Origin of the sequence: Neobacillus piezotolerans (assembly GCF_003362805.1) — a bacterium.
Taxonomy (GTDB): Bacteria; Bacillota; Bacilli; order Bacillales; family Cytobacillaceae; genus Bacillus_D; species Bacillus_D piezotolerans.
Window position 1 is genome coordinate 17,433 of sequence record NZ_QNQT01000007.1, and the last position, 16,339, is coordinate 33,771.

Below are 16,339 nucleotides of genomic sequence, written 5' to 3' on the forward strand. Positions count from 1 at the left end.
TTAGTCACCGGAAAGCCAATTCCTGAGCAGGCCAATAAATTCATCAGGCTGCTCTTTGGCCATCCCCTCAATTTGTCTCTTGATAACAACTTTTTGATCCTCAACAGAAACGGCAGCTTCCAATCGGGCAGCTTCAATTTCTGGAAATGGATCATTTTCTTCAAATTCATGTTTATTCCTTCTCTTGACGAGGTATATAACAAGGAGGGCCATTAACAAAACGGCGCCAATAAGGGCATAAATTGCCCAGGCCGGGAATGGACTTCCTGTTTCTTCGGCTTGCGGCAATTCCGCTTTTCCGCTGAATTCCCTTGCGAAAACAGTAATCCTGGATTCAATATCCTGGTCCTGAAGAGAAGGATTATCGCTCAATGCCGTCCGCACAACGTTCCCAAGAATTTGCTGGATGCTTCTTTGCGTGACAAGCGTCAATGAATCCGGATTTTTCGGATCCGGCGGTTCGACGCCGACGTTGATTGTAATATCTTCAATTTTATACGGGCTTTGGACGATTTCATTGGAAATCCTGTTCACTTCATAGTTGACCCGTTTTTCCAATTCCTCGGAACTGTTTTCCTGCCCGCCTCCTGGTGTGGCATAACCCGGTATGTCTGTCTCTCCGGTTCCGGTCGTTGCCGGCGCAGCGTCTCTTCCGTTATATTTTTTCGATATTTCTTCGACGCTGATTGCGATGCCTTCCTTGGACGCATCGTTGGCTGGCTGGACAAGATCTTCTTTTGTCTTGACCTGGTCAAAGTTCAACCTTACATATGTCTGGATCAAAACTTTGTTCTGGCCGATAATCGTCCCAAGCATTTGCTGCAGGCTTGATTGAATATCCGTTTCAATATCCTTTTGGATTTTTCGTTGCATTTCATAGTTGTCGAGTACTTTTGTTGATTCATCCTGGACATTCAGTCCGCGCCCATCCTGGTCCGTCATGACAATGTTTTCTTTCGGAAGGTTGGGAACGCTTTTTGAAACAAGATGGTAAAGCACCTGGACTTGCTGCTGTTCGAGCTGGTAGCCCGGCTCCATTTCAATGACAACTGATGCAGATGCGGACTTTTTATTATCCTCACGGACGAACAGGCTGTCCTGAGGCGTGGAAATAACAACAGCGGCGTTTTTCACGCCATCGACATGCCTCAAGAGATCGGCGACTTCGCTCTGAAGCGCCTCACGTTCCATCGCATCAAGCTGGCGGTCCGTCGCTCCGAACTGAAGGTCTTTGGTCATATCGAAAAAACTGATCGACCCCGTTTTCGGGAGGCCTTTCGCGGCCATTGAAACTTGCAGGTCCGCGGCGTTTTCCCTAGGCACCATGATCCGGGTCCCGCTTGTGTCGAGCTTATAGTCGGCAAAGCCTTCCTTGTCAAGGGCCGCCTTTATGTCACCGATTTCCTTCTGGCTCATTTCATTGCTGTATAAAGGTACATAATCCGTCCGAGTCAGGAAATAAATCGTCAAAGAGAGAATCGCGATAATACCAATAAAAGAACCGATGTATAAATACTTCTGTTTTTTGCCGGTTGCATTCCAATGTCCCTGATATTTTTGTTTGAATTGCAGTAATTGTTGATTCATGGCCGCTCCACTTTGCTACATATTTCCATGATTAGATTTGCATTCTCATGATTTCCTGGTATGCTTCCACAGCCCTGTCACGTACCTGGGCTGTAAGGGCAACCGCGATATTGGCCTTTTGGGCCGCGATTGTTACATCGTGAAGATTTACGGCTTCGCCCCTTGCAAGGGCCGCCGTTTTCCCTTCGAAATCCTTGACTGCCAGATTGGCGTCCTGGATGTATTGGTTCAGCATCGTCCCGAATGAAGCTTCATTTGAGGCGCCTTGCTGCTTGTTAATAGTCAGGAAATTGGAATTGTATGGTTGGATGCTGGAAATATTCATTGTTCAAAATCCTCCTTATCGGCCTATCTCAAGTGCTTTGACAAGCATTGATTTGCCGGCGTTGAACGCTGTTACGTTCGCTTCGTATGCCCTGGAGGCGGACATCATGTCCACCATTTCCTTTGTGATGTCGACATTCGGCATGAATACGTATCCCTGTTCATTGCTGTCGGGATTGGTTGGATCGTAAACGGCTTTAAAAGGTGTCTGGTCTTCGACAATCCTTGTCGCGCGTACGCCGGTCAGCTCTTTCTGCAAATAGTTGGCGAAGGAAGGAGAATTCCCCTGGGACACTTCGACCATTTTTCTGCGGTAGGGCACCCACTCGCCGTTGACGAACTCTCCCCTTGTTGTATTCGCGTTCGCAATATTCGAGGAAATCACATCGAGCCTTAAACGCTGTGTTGTCAATGCAGAGCCGCTAATTGAAAGTGATTGGAAAATGGACATTGCCTAATTAGCTCCTTCCCCTGATTGCGGTTTTTATGAGATTGAACTCCTCATTTATCCCGTACGTCAGTGATTGATACCAAATCGTGTTTTGGCTCAGCTGCGACATTTCATAGTCAATGTCAACGCCGTTGCCGCTATTTTGAAAAATATGACCTTCCTGTTTCAGTTTCGCTGACGGAATCCCGCCCTGAGCACCGATTGCGAAATGCCTTTCGTCGGTACGCTTTCCTGAGAATCTGCTATTCATTTCCTTCTGAAGTATTTCTTCAAAGGCAACCCTTGAAGCCCTAAATTTCGGGGTATCTACGTTGGCTATGTTATTGGATATCGTTTTTTGCCTTAATGCGGAAGCATCAAGCGCGCTTGTTATAAGGCCTATCGTATTCAACTTTTTCACCTGCCGTCCTTATTTCGGGCCGCCGATAACGGCTTACACCGATTTTGCCTGCTTCATTGCCTGCGCCCATGTCGTCCGCAGCTCCTGGAACATGCCTTCTATTTCATTGAGTATCTCTGAATCTTTTGCCATGTTTGCTTCAATCAGCCTGCGCTTCATATATTCGTATAAAGGCAGAATGGTTTTTGAGATTTCATAGTCCATGTTCAGGGTCACCATCAGTTCAGTCACAATATCCTGCACCCTGGTAATATGGGAATGCGCCTTTGCGATATCTTTCTTATCAATCGCGGCCTTCGCCTGCTGCAGGAATTTAATTCCCCCATTGTACAGCATAAGGGTCAATTCCTCCGGCCTCGCTGTTGTAACCTGATTCCGCTGATAAATCTCGCTTGGATTCACACTATTGCCTCCAATCAACTTTTTTTATCGTAAAAATAGCCCTCGTTTGCCGGCATCCAATCATCGTACTGCTTTGTCACATATTGCTCCTGCCTGACATCCCGGATATTTCTGGACATTTTCCGCAGCGTTTCTTTGAATCTGCTATTCAATTCCTTTTCCTTTGCCGATAATTCCTTTAGGAGAAGTTCGACACGGCCATCCGTGAATGGCCCCCCCGGTTCTTTGTCCAGCCCGCTGATGAAGGAAATGCAGGCATCCCTTTCTTCCAGGAGGGAAGCCACATTCTCATTGCTTCCGTTACTGAGAGCTTCGAGCAGTTTGTCGGAAATGGAGCCAAACCGCCTAAGCTGGGCCAGCTTTTCCTCTATTTCGCCACTCATCTTTTGCCAGCTTCTTTCACGGCTGGGCGCATGATTTCCTTAATCCGCACCCCGAAGTGTTCATCAATGACGACAACCTCGCCAATCGCGATCAATTTATTGTTTACATAAACGTCCACCGGCTCGCCGGCCATTTTCTCAAGTTCCACAATCGACCCGCTTGTCAATTCAAGAACTTCGCTTATTTTTTTCTTCGTCCTTCCCAATTCAACGACCACTTCGAGTGGAATATCGAGGAGAAGTTCCATGTTCATGCTATCATCGAAATTCCTGCCTACGACATCAGGCTCCAGTTCGCTGAATTGGAATGCTTCCCCGCCCGTATCACCAAGCAGGGCGTCTATTTCATCTTGTGTGAGTTTCCCATTTTCCGTCATTATTCGTATCTCCTTCTATCACCTTCTCGATTTTCGCAGCGACACGCGACTTCCTCATCCCCGGATGGGCCAGGAATTTCGTTTCCTCATTTACCTTTACATGGAGGGGATCATCGACGAGCTGGTTCAGCTGGATAACATCGTTTTCCGAGAGTCCCAGAAGCTCCTCCATAGTAATCGCCGCCCGGCCCAATTCAACGATGAGAGGTACGGCCAAATGTTCAATCCGTTCCTGCAAATACTCGCTTTCTTCCTTGCTTTTCACCCATTTGTTATGGCCATACCAGTTATGGGATGACAATTTAGGGATAAACGGCTCCAGCAAAATGTATGGAATGCATAGCCGCATTGATTCAATCTTGTTTCCAATGGTTATTTGAAAAATGACAACGATGACCGTTTCTGTCGGTATCGCAAGCTGCAAAAATTGCGGGTTCGTTTCGAGGTTTAATAATCTAAGCTGCAAGGTGATAATGTCATTCCACGCTTTTTGGAGGGTTTTAACAACCCCTTCCAGCAAATGTTTCAAGACATTGGTTTCAATTGGAGTCAAGGAAGTACGTTCTACTTCTTTAGGAGCACCCTTTCCTCCCAAAAGGCGGTCAATCATTCCGTATGCCATTCCGGGATTCATATCAAGAACCATCCGGATTTCCTGCTCCTTCGCTTCAAACACACTCAAGATCGTTGTTGCGGGAAGCTCATTGATGAATTCCTCATAAAGCATTTGTTCAACTGAACCCACTTCAACCTGAACAATCGAACGCAGCTCGGCGGAGACAAATGATGCAAGCTGGTAGGCAAAGTTTTCGTGAATTCTTGTTAAAACCCTTACCTGTTCCATCGAAAAACGCAAGGCCTTTTTAAAATCATAGACTTTAATGGCTGCTGTTCCATCCGGATTCAAACCTTCGTGAGACTGGGAAATTTTCAAACCCACTCTATCAACCTCCTGACTTCAAAAAATAAAAAATAATCTAGCATCAAAAAAGGGCAAGGCTATCCCGAAGAATAGCTTCGCCCTTCGAATTTTTCAGGACTAACCTAATTTCGGCAGCTGGCTAGCATACTGTTTATTAACAATTTAGCCCCTTTAGCTTTGCGTCGCTGGATTTCTCCAGGTTTGCCATTATCGAATTTTTTTTGAACTTTTTAATACAAATTAGAATTTTTTGTGACTTTTTCCAACTTTTTTTGTAATTTAACTGAAATATATCACCTGGTAAAAAATTTTTCAATGGCGTTTTTAAAAAAACGGTCATAAAAACACGAAATGAATCGAATGATATACATATTTTTGACATTTTCTATGAAAATACTCACAAAAAGGGTGACACCAGCTCACGGTGTTCACCCTTTTTACATAATCTTAACGTTTTAGATTCACCAATTCTTCAAGAACGGAATCGGAAACTGTAATTATTTTTGCGTTCGCCTGGAAACCGCGCTGCGCTGTAATCATATCCGTCATTTCCTCGGAAAGGTCAACGTTTGACATTTCAAGTGCGCCGGAAATGATTTGGGCTGTCCTAGGCGCCGTGGCATTTATCTTGGCATTTGGTGTTTCGGAATATAATGAGCCGCCAACCTTACTTAATCCACCAGGATTATCAACTTTAACCAATTTAATTTTACTTGGATACGTGGTGGCTACTCCGTTTGCGTCCACCCCGACAATCGATCCGTCCTTGCTTATTGAAAATGAAACATCGGTCGCATTAATTGTGATGGGATTGTTCGCCTCATTCAAAACGAGCATCCCATTTGGATTAACAAGCTGCCTGTTTTGATCAAGCATAAAATTTCCCGCCCTTGTTAAGTAAGGCTTGCCTGATGCATCTCTTACCTGGAAGAATCCGTCACCATCGATATATAAATCGGTTCCCACGTTCGTTGTCGAAGGGCTTCCAGGAGTGGAAACCGTATCGATGCTCGCTACCTTCGTTCCAAGTCCTACTTGAATTGGATTTGTACCCCCGGATTGGGGTGTAGCGGTTGGGGCACTCGCACCCTTGACCGTCTGGCTAAAAATGTCCTCGAATACGACCCTGCTTTTTTTGAAACCGACTGTGTTGACGTTCGCGATGTTGTTACCAATGACATCCAGCTTTGTTTGGAAGGCTTTGAGGCCTGAAACTCCAGAGTTTAGTGAGCGTAGCATAATGTTTTCCTCCTGTTATTTTTCCAATTCCATGGAAGTGATGGCACTTGACAGAATTTCCTGATCGCCGACTTTGAAATAGACAAGATTGTCTCTATAGTGAACTCCTGTGACAACTCCGCTTTCCTGCGCGTTTGTTTCCGGGTTTGTCCAGGTTACCTTATTTCCCATAACGTATGAGTATTGGCTTATGTTATTTGATGATTCCAAATAGGCTGTAAGCGACTTGTTTAAATTTGAAAGCTGTTCGAGAACACTCAGCTGGGCCATTTGCCCAATGAACTCGCCGTCTTTCTGCGGCTGGGTCGGGTCTTGTTGCTGGAGCTGGGTAACCAATATTTTCAGGAATGCCTCTTTTCCAAGCTCCTGCTTTTTAACAGCGCCTGCCCCTGTAGCTGAGTAGGAGTTTACCGATTGAATCGATGCCAAGTCTCTTCCCCCTTAGGCTGTCGTATTTATTTGTGAATAGGATTCCATATCCAAACCGTAATCCTGGTATTTTTCGTTTGCGGGGATTTTTTCCTCGCCGCGTTTCCTTGATTCCTGTTGTCCCTGTCTCGGGTTAGTATCGCCTCTTTGTGAAAAAGCTCCCATGAAACCTGAACTGGTTTGCTGCTGAATATCAATCTTTCCAACCTGAAGCCCCTGAACTTCGAGGGCTGATCTTAATGCATTTACATGGGTTTCAAGCAGGTCTTTTCCCTGATGAGTGCTAGCAAAAAATTCTGCTTTTACTTGTCCATCCTGGAATTTCACCTTCACCTCGATATTCCCTAAATGCTCTGGCGAAAGTTTGATAATTGCTTCAGTTCCATCCACAAGCTTTTGAAAACTGACGGCCTGTTTCATTCCGTCCTTTCCTTCGGTAGCAGCTTGCTGCTGAAGGGCGGATTGGAAAATTTGTTTAATGTCCTGTTCGAATTGGTTTGCCCTTAGGACCGGAACATCGCTGCCAAAGAGATGCTGCGGTGTATGTGCCGGACGTGAATCATTGGAGTGAATCTGGCCATCCGGATCGGCAACCGCAGGGGCTTCAGCTGCCACATCAGTTTCTGATGGTGTGAAGGCTGCTGCTTCTTTCCCTGTTTCAGCGGAAAGTTTAAACCCTTCCGGAAGCAGTTCCGCTTGATGTTTTTTCCCATTTTGGAAACCCGTCTCTTTTTGCGGGACAACCTGGCTATCCGGTTTCTGCTCAGTCTCTTGCTGGCCAATCGTGATGGATGAGCCATCTGTTGGCCGGTAACCCTCCAGGTCCTGTACCAGTTTTTCAACCGGCACTTTTTGCAGTTCCGCAATTATGGCAACATTGGCATTTGGCATGTTGGCGTTAGGCGTGTTGGCGTTGACATTTAAAGCAGGACCGGTGGCATTTGTGAGTTTGTGCAAAACGGAAAGATTCCACTGCTTTTCGTTCTGCGGGGCAACCTCCTCTTTTGGCTGAAGCCTCAAGAGCCCGGCTTCCGCTTCCGCTCCATCCTGGCCTGTGGCCTTCGTTTCCGCCGCAATTGGCGAAGGATTAGCCTGCGCCGCTAGATTCTTCGGCTGGTTGGCAAGGAGGAATGGAGCTAGCATATCAACCAAACCTTCCCCTGCATCCATCGCTTTTTGTTCCCCCTCGGCTTCCCCGCTTGCCATCTGGAGAAGGAGATCGAAGGACGCCGTGGCGGACGCTTCCGTTCCCTGAGCCTTACCCGGAGCGGCTTTATTTACATTTCCCAATGCAGTTGGCTGTATCATCTTTTCACCTACTAATTGAAATTCCAATGGCAGCAACAAGGATACTAAGTATAGTAATCCACTTCACATAATATGACAATAGTGTAATTTTTTAATAGAGCCTGTTGATTTTGGAAGAAAACAAGTTAAAATAATAGCAGACTAACATGAAGGAGCGAAAATCATGACTGTCGGACCTTTATCCAGCAATTGGTTTTTATATAAAACGCTTATGGACACAGCCCTTTTTAATCAAAGCAGCCGCCTTGGCGCGTTCGGATTATCAAATAGCGCGTTCCAAATTCTTTTGGAGCAGGCCCTTCTTAAAGCCCAGGGCAATCAGATGGAACCCGGGAATGCCGGGATAGCCACTCGCCTTCCGGAGAATCCTTCTTTCGGGCCACCTACTTTGGAAAATGCCCCTGCATCCGGTTTAAGCGGCGCGCAACAGAATCTGGCCAGCACGGGGGTTGAGGCTTCGGCACTCAACAGCCGCCTTGGAGGCATCCTCGAAAACACAGGCGAATTCTTCGTTGAGGCCGGCCGAAAATACGAGATTAGCCCGGCGCTTCTTGCCGCCATTTCCATCCACGAAACCGGGAATGGGACCTCAAACGCGGCGCGGTTTAAGTTTAACGTTGCCGGGATGATGGGCAAGGATGGGTTGAAAACATATCCTTCCGTCAAGGAAAGCATTTTCGATATGGCGAGAAACCTCCGCCAAAATTATCTTGATAAAGGAAAAATGACGATTGCGCAAATTGGCGCGAAGTACGCCCCGATCGGCGCCGCCAATGACCCTACGAACCTGAACAATCATTGGGTGAAAGGCGTTAATAAGCAGTTTGCAGCTTTAACATCTGAGACCGATTTTGCATAAATCGGCCTCTTTTTTTATCCGATTATTCCCTAGCCATCGCCGGAAAGCAGCGCTAGTTGAATGGCAAATTATGCTTACATGCCGCCGGACTGCTGGTACAGCCAGGAGCTTTGCGAGTTGAATTTAGAAATTGCTTTTTCCATTTCGGTAAACTGCCTGTAGTATTGGTCTTCTTTTCGGAACAGCCTGTCGGTTTGGCGGTCAATATCGTTTTGGATTCTGGCCAAAAGCCTTCCGACCGTGCTTTGATCCATTTGCGAACTTCCCGTCACTCCCGCTTTTTTTGTCAATTGGGAAATCGCCGTTTGCATTTCGTCGGCCAGCTGGTTGACAAAGCCGTTTGTGCCCGCGGCCGTATCCCCTACTTGTGAAAATAGCTTTTGAACCGCGTCCGGGTCCGCCTGGATGGCGGCGGTTAATTTTGCTTCATCGATATATAACTTGCCGCGATCCTGATAGCTTTTGGAACCAATTCCGATCGAACTCAGCGAATTATAGGAACTTCCCGTGCTGACAGTTGAATTCATAATGCCGCGCATCTTATTGAGCAACCCGGTTAGAATACTGTCATTCCTGAACAAACCGCTCTTCGCTTTTTCTTCCCATTTCTCGATTTGCTTTTCAGACATGTCCGTTTTCTGGTCATCTAGAAGGGGCCGGTAATCCCGATAAACAGGTTCATTTACAAGCTTATTCAGGCGATCGAGCAGGGAATTATATTTTTCTACAAAATCTTTTATATTCTTAACTTCCGCTTCTACGCTGCGGGTAACTGTGACATTGCTTGTCTGAACGTTCCCTGAACCGTCAAGCGTTGTACTCTTGAAACTGAAGTTTATCCCCATAATGGTCGCATTGTTTGTGGACAAATTAGTTATGTCTTTTCCGTCAAAAATGATGTGTGCATTCTTGCCGGTTGCAACGGGTTTTGTTGTATCCAAACCAAGAGTTTTACCAAGAAAATCAAGGCTGGCCTGATTTGTATTGCCGCTCAGGTCTATTTTTGCCACTTCACCTGTCGCTTTTGTCCTCATTGTGAACTGTTTAAGATTAGCATCGTAAAAAGCCTGGAGCCCTAGGCTTTTTTTGCTTGTATCGTCAATAGCGCCATTGATTTTTGAAACAACATCACCAATTTTATCTGTGGTTAGGATTTTAATCGTCGCCGTTTGGACCGTTGAAGGATTCGCCGGGTCGGTTACGCTTACAGTAAACGAAGTATCCTGAGTAAGTTGGCCAAGCTCCGCCATTGTTTTCGTTGGATCCAGCTGGACATTATTCCCCGTGAACGCCGCCTGGCTGGCCAATTGTTTCACTCCGATTGAGTAAGAACCCTGGACCGAACTTCCTGTTCCTGTACCGGTAATGGCATTCGGGAGGCTGGAGCCCACTTCATAAGTATTGTAGGAGCTTGAAAGTTTCATGTTGAACAGTGTTGAATTCCGGAATGCAAGGAAGTCGGAATTCAATTGGCGGTAGGAGTCGAGAAGCCACGTCTGCTTCTGCTGTTTCTGCTTAAGCTGGTTAAGCGGAATCCTTTCAACATCCATCAGTTTTTTTACAATCGATTCAGTGTCCAATCCGGATGCAAGCCCGGTAATTCTCGTAACAGAGGATGTGTTCATCCACCTTCACCTCGCGCAAAGTGTCTTTTAACTACGTGTATCGGCATAAAAGTTTTGAAAGTAGAGGGGAAAACCGAAAATATTTATGGTCAGGTATTTTTTTGAAAAAAAAGCCCCGGAAAGATTTCCGGGACCCAAGGTTTATTTAACTTTTATTGTTGTTTTCGCTATTACCAAATAGTTATTTTCCAGGTAACCGCGGAGTTCAACGATCAGATCGCCCTTCTCCCATTTGAAATCTTCCCGTTCAAACTTGAAGTGGCCTTTTTCCGCCTGTTTTTGCAAGCCGTTGTTATCCGCTTTTGGAATAACGCCATTCAAGGTAACCGATTTGACATCAAAGTTGAGAGACTGGAATTCTTTCGGCAAGTCCGCTTTTACTGTGAAGATGCCTTTATTCCCTGTGATTACTTTCGGAAGCACTTCAATGGAAATCGGAATGAACACAGTGAATGTTTTTTCCTGGGTGGTTGTCCATCCAGCTGCATCGGTCACCGAAAGCTGGATTTTGTATTCCCCAGGCTGGTCAAGTGTGATGCGGTTACCCTTGGAATATGTTTTTCCATTAACCTTCAGCACATTTGAGGCTACTTCCGAAATTCTGTCAAAAGCCGCATAATCCAGCGTTAAAACAGAACCAAGTTCGTATTCTGTTTCCGTGAAAATCGCCACTTCTGGAGAAGATTTATCGATTTTCACCTCGGCTGTTTTGATTTCTTCGGCATTTTTGGCTTCATCAACAGAATAATAAGCTATTTTCGTAATTCCTTCTTTGCTGATTTTAAAAGAAGTGCCTTCAACAAAATCGGAACCATCGATTGAGTAGTACGTCTTCACATCTTTGCTGATGTTGTCGGCGGAGGTTAATGACACGAGAACATCGTTTTTCACCCAGCCTGAAGGAAGAGTTGCTGTTGTCACAGGTGCCGTTTTATCAATTTTGATTTCAGCTGTTTTGGCTCCTTCCCTGTTACCCGCTAGATCGACCGAGAAGTACTTAATCTTATTGACTCCCTCTTGCTCTACTGTAAACAAAGTGCCCTCGATGTATTCAGAACCGTTAACCGAATAGAACGTCGCTTTAATTCCACTTGCCTCATCTGCCGGTTTTAGGGAAACGCTGACAGCCTCATTTACCCATGAAACTGGGATTTTAGTTTCAGTTGTTGGCGCGGTTCTATCAATTTTCACTTCTACTGTTTTTGCTTCTTCCCTATTCCCCGCCTGATCCACTGAGAAGTACTTAACCGTATTGACACCCTCTTTTTCTACTGTAAAAGAAGTGCCTTCGATGAAATCGGAACCGTTAATTGAGTAGAAAGTATGGCCTATTTTGCTGAGGCCATCGAATCCTGTCAACTCAATTGTTACGCTCTGTGAAAATTCCGGAATCGAATTGATCGCAGTTTCAGGCGCGGTTTTATCAATCCAGACATACGCTGTCTTTACTTGTTCCATGTTTCCGGCATTGTCTACAGAGTGATAGGAAACTTTATTGTAGCCTTCCATTGTGACTAAAATCGATGTTCCTTCTGTAATAGGCCCGTCATTCAAGGAGTAAAATGTCCTTTTCACTCCTGTCTCATCATCGGTAGGATGAAGAGTCACCGAAACATTATCCGTTGACCAGCCCTCTGGCCCTTCAAAAGCAGTTTCTGGAGGCTTTGTGTCAACAATCAGCTTTGCAAGCAAAATTTCCGACGGATCCGATTCCCCAAATGAATTGCTGTAAGATGTAACAACGTATTCGTGATTCGCATATGTCAGGTTTTGCAGCGTGTAGCTGAGGTTGTTGATTTTCCCTGCTACCAGGACTCGTTCTTCGCCAATTAACTCATAGATATTATAACCGTTCGCGTAAGTGACGAAATCCCATGTGATCAGCGCGCTCGTTTGACTTAGCAGTTTCAGGGATGCTGTAGGAACGCCCATAATCGGATACACAATTTTCTGCTCCAAGCGGTTTGAAGGGATGGATTCCCCAAAGCGGGTACTATAAGCCGTTACTTCAAAGGAATGAGTTTCCTCTGTCAGGTTATAAACCTTATAAGTTAGCGCTGGCCCTTTGTAAAGGAGCTCTTTAGTATCTCCCTTAACTTTATAGACCCTGTATTCGTTCGCCCATGTAGCAGATGGCCACGAAAGGGTAATGTTGTTCGCGTCAAACACATTTCCGCTCAGCAATTTAGGTGCCTGGACGACCGGCCATGTGAGATTAAACGTGACGGAACTTCCTTCCGGAGACTCCCCGAAACGGTCACTGTATGAATGGACGACGTACGTATAATCGCCCTCTGGCATATTTGTGAAGCTGGTCGATGTGCCAGTCACGGTTTTGACTAAACTCTTTTCGCCGTTACGAATCTGGTAAATCCGATAACCATTCGCATAAGTGGATCCATTCCAGCGGAGCGAGAAGTCATTTCCGTTTGATATCGTTTGTGTAAAATTTGTTGGCGCCTGCATGACCGGGAAAATGATTTTACTATTTACCGCACTTCCTTCAGGGGATTCACCGAATCGGTCACTAACGGAGTGGACAACATAGGTATAGTCTCCCTCTGGCAAGTTCGCCAATGTCAGTGTCGTGCTCGTTACTGTCTTGGCCAAAACCTTCCCGCCATCGATAACTTGGTAAACCTTATAAGAGGTTGCGTGTGTGGCAACATTCCATTTTATTGTAATATCGTTGCCGTTTGCTATAGTTGCTGTTACGTTGGATGGCTTATCCATAACCGGAAAGATAATTGTACCTTTCATTTCAGCGCTATACGGAGAATCACCGAGCAGTGTTGAATAAGCCCTAACACGGTAAGTGAATTCCCCTTCAGGCAGGTTCGTCACGGTAGTAGATGTCGCGGTAAGTGTGCGAATCAATGTTTCCTTTCCATCCGCCACCTGGTAGACCTTATAGCCGGTCGCATATTGGACGGCTGACCATTTAATCGTTATGTCATTTCCGTTTGCTACTGTAAAAGAAATCGTATCTGGAGCCTGCAGTGCCTGCTCATCCACTTTGACTTCAAAAGAAGTGCCGATTTTCGATTCTCCAAATCTTGTGGAATACGAATAAACTTCATAGCTGTATGGCCCAGGGGCCATGTTGCTGAATGAAACAGTTTTACCCGTTACAGTATTTTTAAGCACTTTTTGTCCATTAACAATTTGATAAACTTTATAGTTCGTCGCATAGTCGACTAAATCCCAGCCCAGCGTAAATGAAGTAGGGCTTGTCATTGTTACCACCGGGTTTTGAGGAGCCGCCATAACAGGGTAATTAATTGAAACGGTGGCCGATGTCCCTTCACCTGATTCTCCAAAACGGGAACTGTATGCATAAATCCTGTAATCATGCACTCCTTCAGGCAAGTTTGTAAGTGTGCTGGAAGTGCTTGATACGGTTGCTTTTAAAATCTTTTTGCCATCGACAACTTGATAGACTTTGTAACTGTCAGCAAACACTACAGGAGACCATGTGAAATAAACATCATTTACATTCTTGAGCTCATACGCCAGGTTTTGCGGCGCCTGAAGGATGATTTGATCCAATGTAAAAGAAATCGTTGTTCCTTCAGCAGATTCACCGAAACGGCTGCTGTTCGCAGTTACAACTATGACATATTCCCCAGCGGCCTGGTTTGTGAAAGTAGTTGTCGTCCCTGTAACCGTCCGCAGCAATGTCCTTTTGCCATCGGCAATTTTATAGACATTGTAATTTTCGGCATTGGCGGCAACGGTCCAATTAAGCACAAAATCATTGCCGTTTTGCACCTTATAGGTTACATCCGCGGGAGGCTGAATTTGAACGGCATCGATTGTAAATGAAACCGCGGCTCCCGTTTCAGACTCGCCAAATTTATCGCTGAAAGAGTAGACTTCGTATTGATAGCTGCCAGCCGGAAGCTTCGAATACGTAATAGCCGTTCCGGTCACAGTGCTTTTCAGAATCCTTTCGCCATTCACAATTTGATACACTTTGTAGGCTGTCGCATATGCTGCGGATGTCCAGCTGAGAGCGGCGTCATTGATATTTTGAATTTTTACTGTCGCACTCCCTGGAGCCTGCATCACGATTGTGCTGACCGTAAGCGTTACCCCGCTACCTTCGGTTGATTCCCCGAATCTGTCACTGTATGAATGCACAATGTAGCTATGGTCTCCCGCTGACACGTTTTTTAGTGTAAGGGAAGTGCTGGTAGTTGTATTCAGCAATTGTTTTTGACCTTCAATCACTTCGTAAACCTTGTAGTTCACTGCATAAGAAGATGCCTGCCATTTTAGCGTTACATCGGTTCCATTGCTGACTGTAAAGGACAAATTCGCAGGAGCCTCCATTACAGGGTTGGTAAGATCTACATTAACCGAATCAGACACCGGTGATTCACCGTACAGGTTATGTGATGCAGAAATTGCAAAAACATAGTTGCCCTCTTGGGCTTTCGTCAGTGTATAAGTCCTGGAAGCCGTGGAAGTAAGTAAGTTTTTCTCTCCCGCTTCATTGATTTGATAAACATTGTAGCTGGTTGCATATAGGGATGCGTCCCAACTAAGTGAAATATCATTGCCATTACGGATGGATGAAGTCACCTTGGCAGGCGCCGCCATATTCGGGTACACAATTTCCACACTTACAGGAGCGGATGGACCCGATTCACCTTCACTCGTTAATGTTGAAACGACATAACGGTAAGATCCTTCCAGTTGGTCATTCAGACTGTAGCTTGTTGAGGACGTAGTACCAAGAGGAACGATTTGGCCATCCTTAATTTCATAGACTTTGTAGCCAGTCGCGCCGAAAACTGTATTCCAGGTCAACCTTCCATCATCTGGAGTGATAGATTGATATGCGAGATTGCTTGGCGGAAGCACGCTTGTGTTAGCAAAAGCAGTCGCATTCCCAAACGGTAAAACCAGTTGGTAGAGGAGAATCAATATTAGTAAAAATACGGGAATTTTTGAGCTTTTCTTTCCCATGGGTTTTGCCTGCCTTTCGTTAAAAAGTTGTATGGTGATGAGGTTTTTTATACATTTTATTTGAATTTTATGTAAAAAAGGGTATAAAAAACGGCCATCGGAAACCCAATGGCCATTTTAAATTAAAATTAACGTAGCAATTGAAGAACGCTTTGTGGCTGTTGGTTAGCTTGAGCAAGCATTGCTTGTGCAGCTTGAGCAAGGATACCGTTCTTGCTGTTTTCAACAACTTCCTTAGCCATGTCAACGTCACGGATACGGGACTCAGCAGCTTGAGTGTTTTGAGAGCTGGAGTTCAGGTTGTTGATAGTGTACTCCAAACGGTTTTGTACTGCACCTAGGTAGGCACGCCCAGTAGATACTTTGTCAATCGCTCCATCAAGAGATGTTAATGATATAGCAGCTTTTGCAGCATCTGTAACATCAAGAGCTTTAACAGTAGTAACAACACTTGCTAGTTCAACACTTTTTGTTGCAGTAAAATCTACAGTGACTGTTTCAGCGCTATTTGCACCAGTTTGAAGTGTAACTACTCCTGCGTTACCCACAGCATCAGCATCAGTTCCACCTGCTAATAGTTTCTGACCATTAAACTGCGTTCTATTTGAAATATCTTCAAGAGTTTCAGCTAGCTGATCAAGTTCACCTTTAATTGCAGTTCTTTCATTATCAGAGTTAGTATCATTCCCTGCTTGAACAGTTAATTCTCTCATACGCTGTAGGATTGCATGCGATTCGTTCATTGCACCGTCAGCTGTTTGAATCATCGAGATACCATCTTGAGCGTTTTGTGCTGCGCGATCCAGGCCGCGGATTTGCGCGCGCATTTTTTCGGAGATTGATAGTCCTGCAGCATCATCCGCGCCACGGTTGATCTTAAGACCGGAAGAAAGCTTTTCCATATTTTTTGCCTGGTTAGTAGTGTTGATGGACATTTGGCGATGAGTGTTAAGAGCTCCGATATTGTTGTTGATTCTCATTTTTATGTACCCTCCTTTTATTGAGGAAATATTTTCCCTCTGTACTTCTATGTATCGACAGTGTTTTTAAAAGTGTAGA

Annotated in this window: 14 protein-coding genes, 1 pseudogene and 1 riboswitch; of the genes and pseudogenes, 1 reads left to right on the forward strand and 14 read right to left on the reverse strand. The window is 45.3% G+C overall.

Annotation, left to right across the window (positions count from 1 at the left end; all coding sequences use genetic code 11):
* The 11 genes and pseudogenes from fliF to DRW41_RS15010 all read right to left on the reverse strand — a co-directional run bounded on the left by fliF (position 1) and on the right by DRW41_RS15010 (position 7,849).
* Complete coding sequence (gene fliF / locus DRW41_RS14960) at positions 1 to 1,587, reverse strand: flagellar basal-body MS-ring/collar protein FliF (protein WP_115452823.1); 1,587 nt, start codon at positions 1,585 to 1,587, stop codon at positions 1 to 3.
* A 31-nt stretch (positions 1,588 to 1,618) separates the two neighbouring features.
* A complete protein-coding gene (gene fliE, locus DRW41_RS14965; RefSeq protein ID WP_115452824.1) occupies positions 1,619 to 1,912 on the reverse strand; it encodes a flagellar hook-basal body complex protein FliE in 294 nt (97 codons plus the stop codon).
* Positions 1,913 to 1,927: 15 nt separating this feature from the next.
* Complete coding sequence (flgC, locus tag DRW41_RS14970; RefSeq protein ID WP_115452825.1) at positions 1,928 to 2,362, reverse strand: flagellar basal body rod protein FlgC; 435 nt, start codon at positions 2,360 to 2,362, stop codon at positions 1,928 to 1,930.
* A gap of 7 nt (positions 2,363 to 2,369) precedes the next feature.
* Positions 2,370 to 2,762 carry a flagellar basal body rod protein FlgB gene (gene flgB / locus DRW41_RS14975; RefSeq protein WP_245959455.1) on the reverse strand — a complete coding sequence of 131 codons (393 nt, stop codon included), beginning with the start codon at positions 2,760 to 2,762 and terminating at the stop codon, positions 2,370 to 2,372.
* 33 nt (positions 2,763 to 2,795) lie between these two features.
* Positions 2,796 to 3,164: a flagellar export chaperone FliS gene (fliS, locus tag DRW41_RS14980; RefSeq protein WP_222928852.1), complete on the reverse strand. Its 369-nt coding sequence runs from the start codon at positions 3,162 to 3,164 to the stop codon at positions 2,796 to 2,798.
* 14 nt (positions 3,165 to 3,178) lie between these two features.
* The gene (gene fliT / locus DRW41_RS14985) at positions 3,179 to 3,547 is read right to left on the reverse strand and encodes a flagellar protein FliT (RefSeq protein WP_115452828.1); all 369 of its coding nucleotides are present in this window, start codon (positions 3,545 to 3,547) and stop codon (positions 3,179 to 3,181) included.
* A pseudogene (gene fliN / locus DRW41_RS14990) lies at positions 3,544 to 3,807 on the reverse strand (flagellar motor switch protein FliN); the annotation flags it as partial. The pseudogene fliN and the gene fliT, both read right to left, overlap by 4 nt.
* 85 nt (positions 3,808 to 3,892) lie before the next feature.
* Positions 3,893 to 4,864 carry a flagellar motor switch protein FliM gene (gene fliM, locus DRW41_RS14995; RefSeq protein WP_115452830.1) on the reverse strand — a complete coding sequence of 324 codons (972 nt, stop codon included), beginning with the start codon at positions 4,862 to 4,864 and terminating at the stop codon, positions 3,893 to 3,895.
* 109 nt (positions 4,865 to 4,973) lie between these two features.
* A riboswitch (cyclic di-GMP riboswitch) is annotated at positions 4,974 to 5,062 on the reverse strand.
* A gap of 231 nt (positions 5,063 to 5,293) precedes the next feature.
* Positions 5,294 to 6,085, reverse strand: coding sequence for a flagellar hook-basal body complex protein (locus DRW41_RS15000; protein ID WP_115452831.1), 792 nt, complete (start codon positions 6,083 to 6,085; stop codon positions 5,294 to 5,296).
* Positions 6,086 to 6,100: 15 nt separating this feature from the next.
* Positions 6,101 to 6,514 (reverse strand): flagellar hook capping FlgD N-terminal domain-containing protein, encoded by a 414-nt coding sequence (locus DRW41_RS15005; RefSeq protein ID WP_115452832.1) that lies wholly within the window; start codon positions 6,512 to 6,514, stop codon positions 6,101 to 6,103.
* 12 nt (positions 6,515 to 6,526) lie between these two features.
* The gene (locus DRW41_RS15010) at positions 6,527 to 7,849 is read right to left on the reverse strand and encodes a flagellar hook-length control protein FliK (RefSeq protein WP_181884573.1); all 1,323 of its coding nucleotides are present in this window, start codon (positions 7,847 to 7,849) and stop codon (positions 6,527 to 6,529) included.
* 136 nt (positions 7,850 to 7,985) lie between these two features.
* Here DRW41_RS15010 and DRW41_RS15015 point away from each other — a divergent pair, with 136 nt between their 5' ends.
* A complete protein-coding gene (locus DRW41_RS15015) occupies positions 7,986 to 8,681 on the forward strand; it encodes a glucosaminidase domain-containing protein (protein WP_115452834.1) in 696 nt (231 codons plus the stop codon).
* A gap of 74 nt (positions 8,682 to 8,755) precedes the next feature.
* On the opposite strand, the gene fliD is transcribed toward DRW41_RS15015, so the two are convergent.
* From fliD to DRW41_RS15030, 3 genes are all read right to left on the reverse strand, one after another.
* Positions 8,756 to 10,306, reverse strand: a complete 1,551-nt coding sequence (gene fliD / locus DRW41_RS15020; protein ID WP_115452835.1) for a flagellar filament capping protein FliD — start codon at positions 10,304 to 10,306, stop codon at positions 8,756 to 8,758.
* A 141-nt stretch (positions 10,307 to 10,447) separates the two neighbouring features.
* Positions 10,448 to 15,280, reverse strand: coding sequence for an OmpL47-type beta-barrel domain-containing protein (locus DRW41_RS15025; RefSeq protein ID WP_115452836.1), 4,833 nt, complete (start codon positions 15,278 to 15,280; stop codon positions 10,448 to 10,450).
* A 128-nt stretch (positions 15,281 to 15,408) separates the two neighbouring features.
* Positions 15,409 to 16,260 carry a flagellin N-terminal helical domain-containing protein gene (locus tag DRW41_RS15030; RefSeq protein ID WP_115452837.1) on the reverse strand — a complete coding sequence of 284 codons (852 nt, stop codon included), beginning with the start codon at positions 16,258 to 16,260 and terminating at the stop codon, positions 15,409 to 15,411.
* Between the last annotated feature and the right edge of the window lie 79 nt (positions 16,261 to 16,339).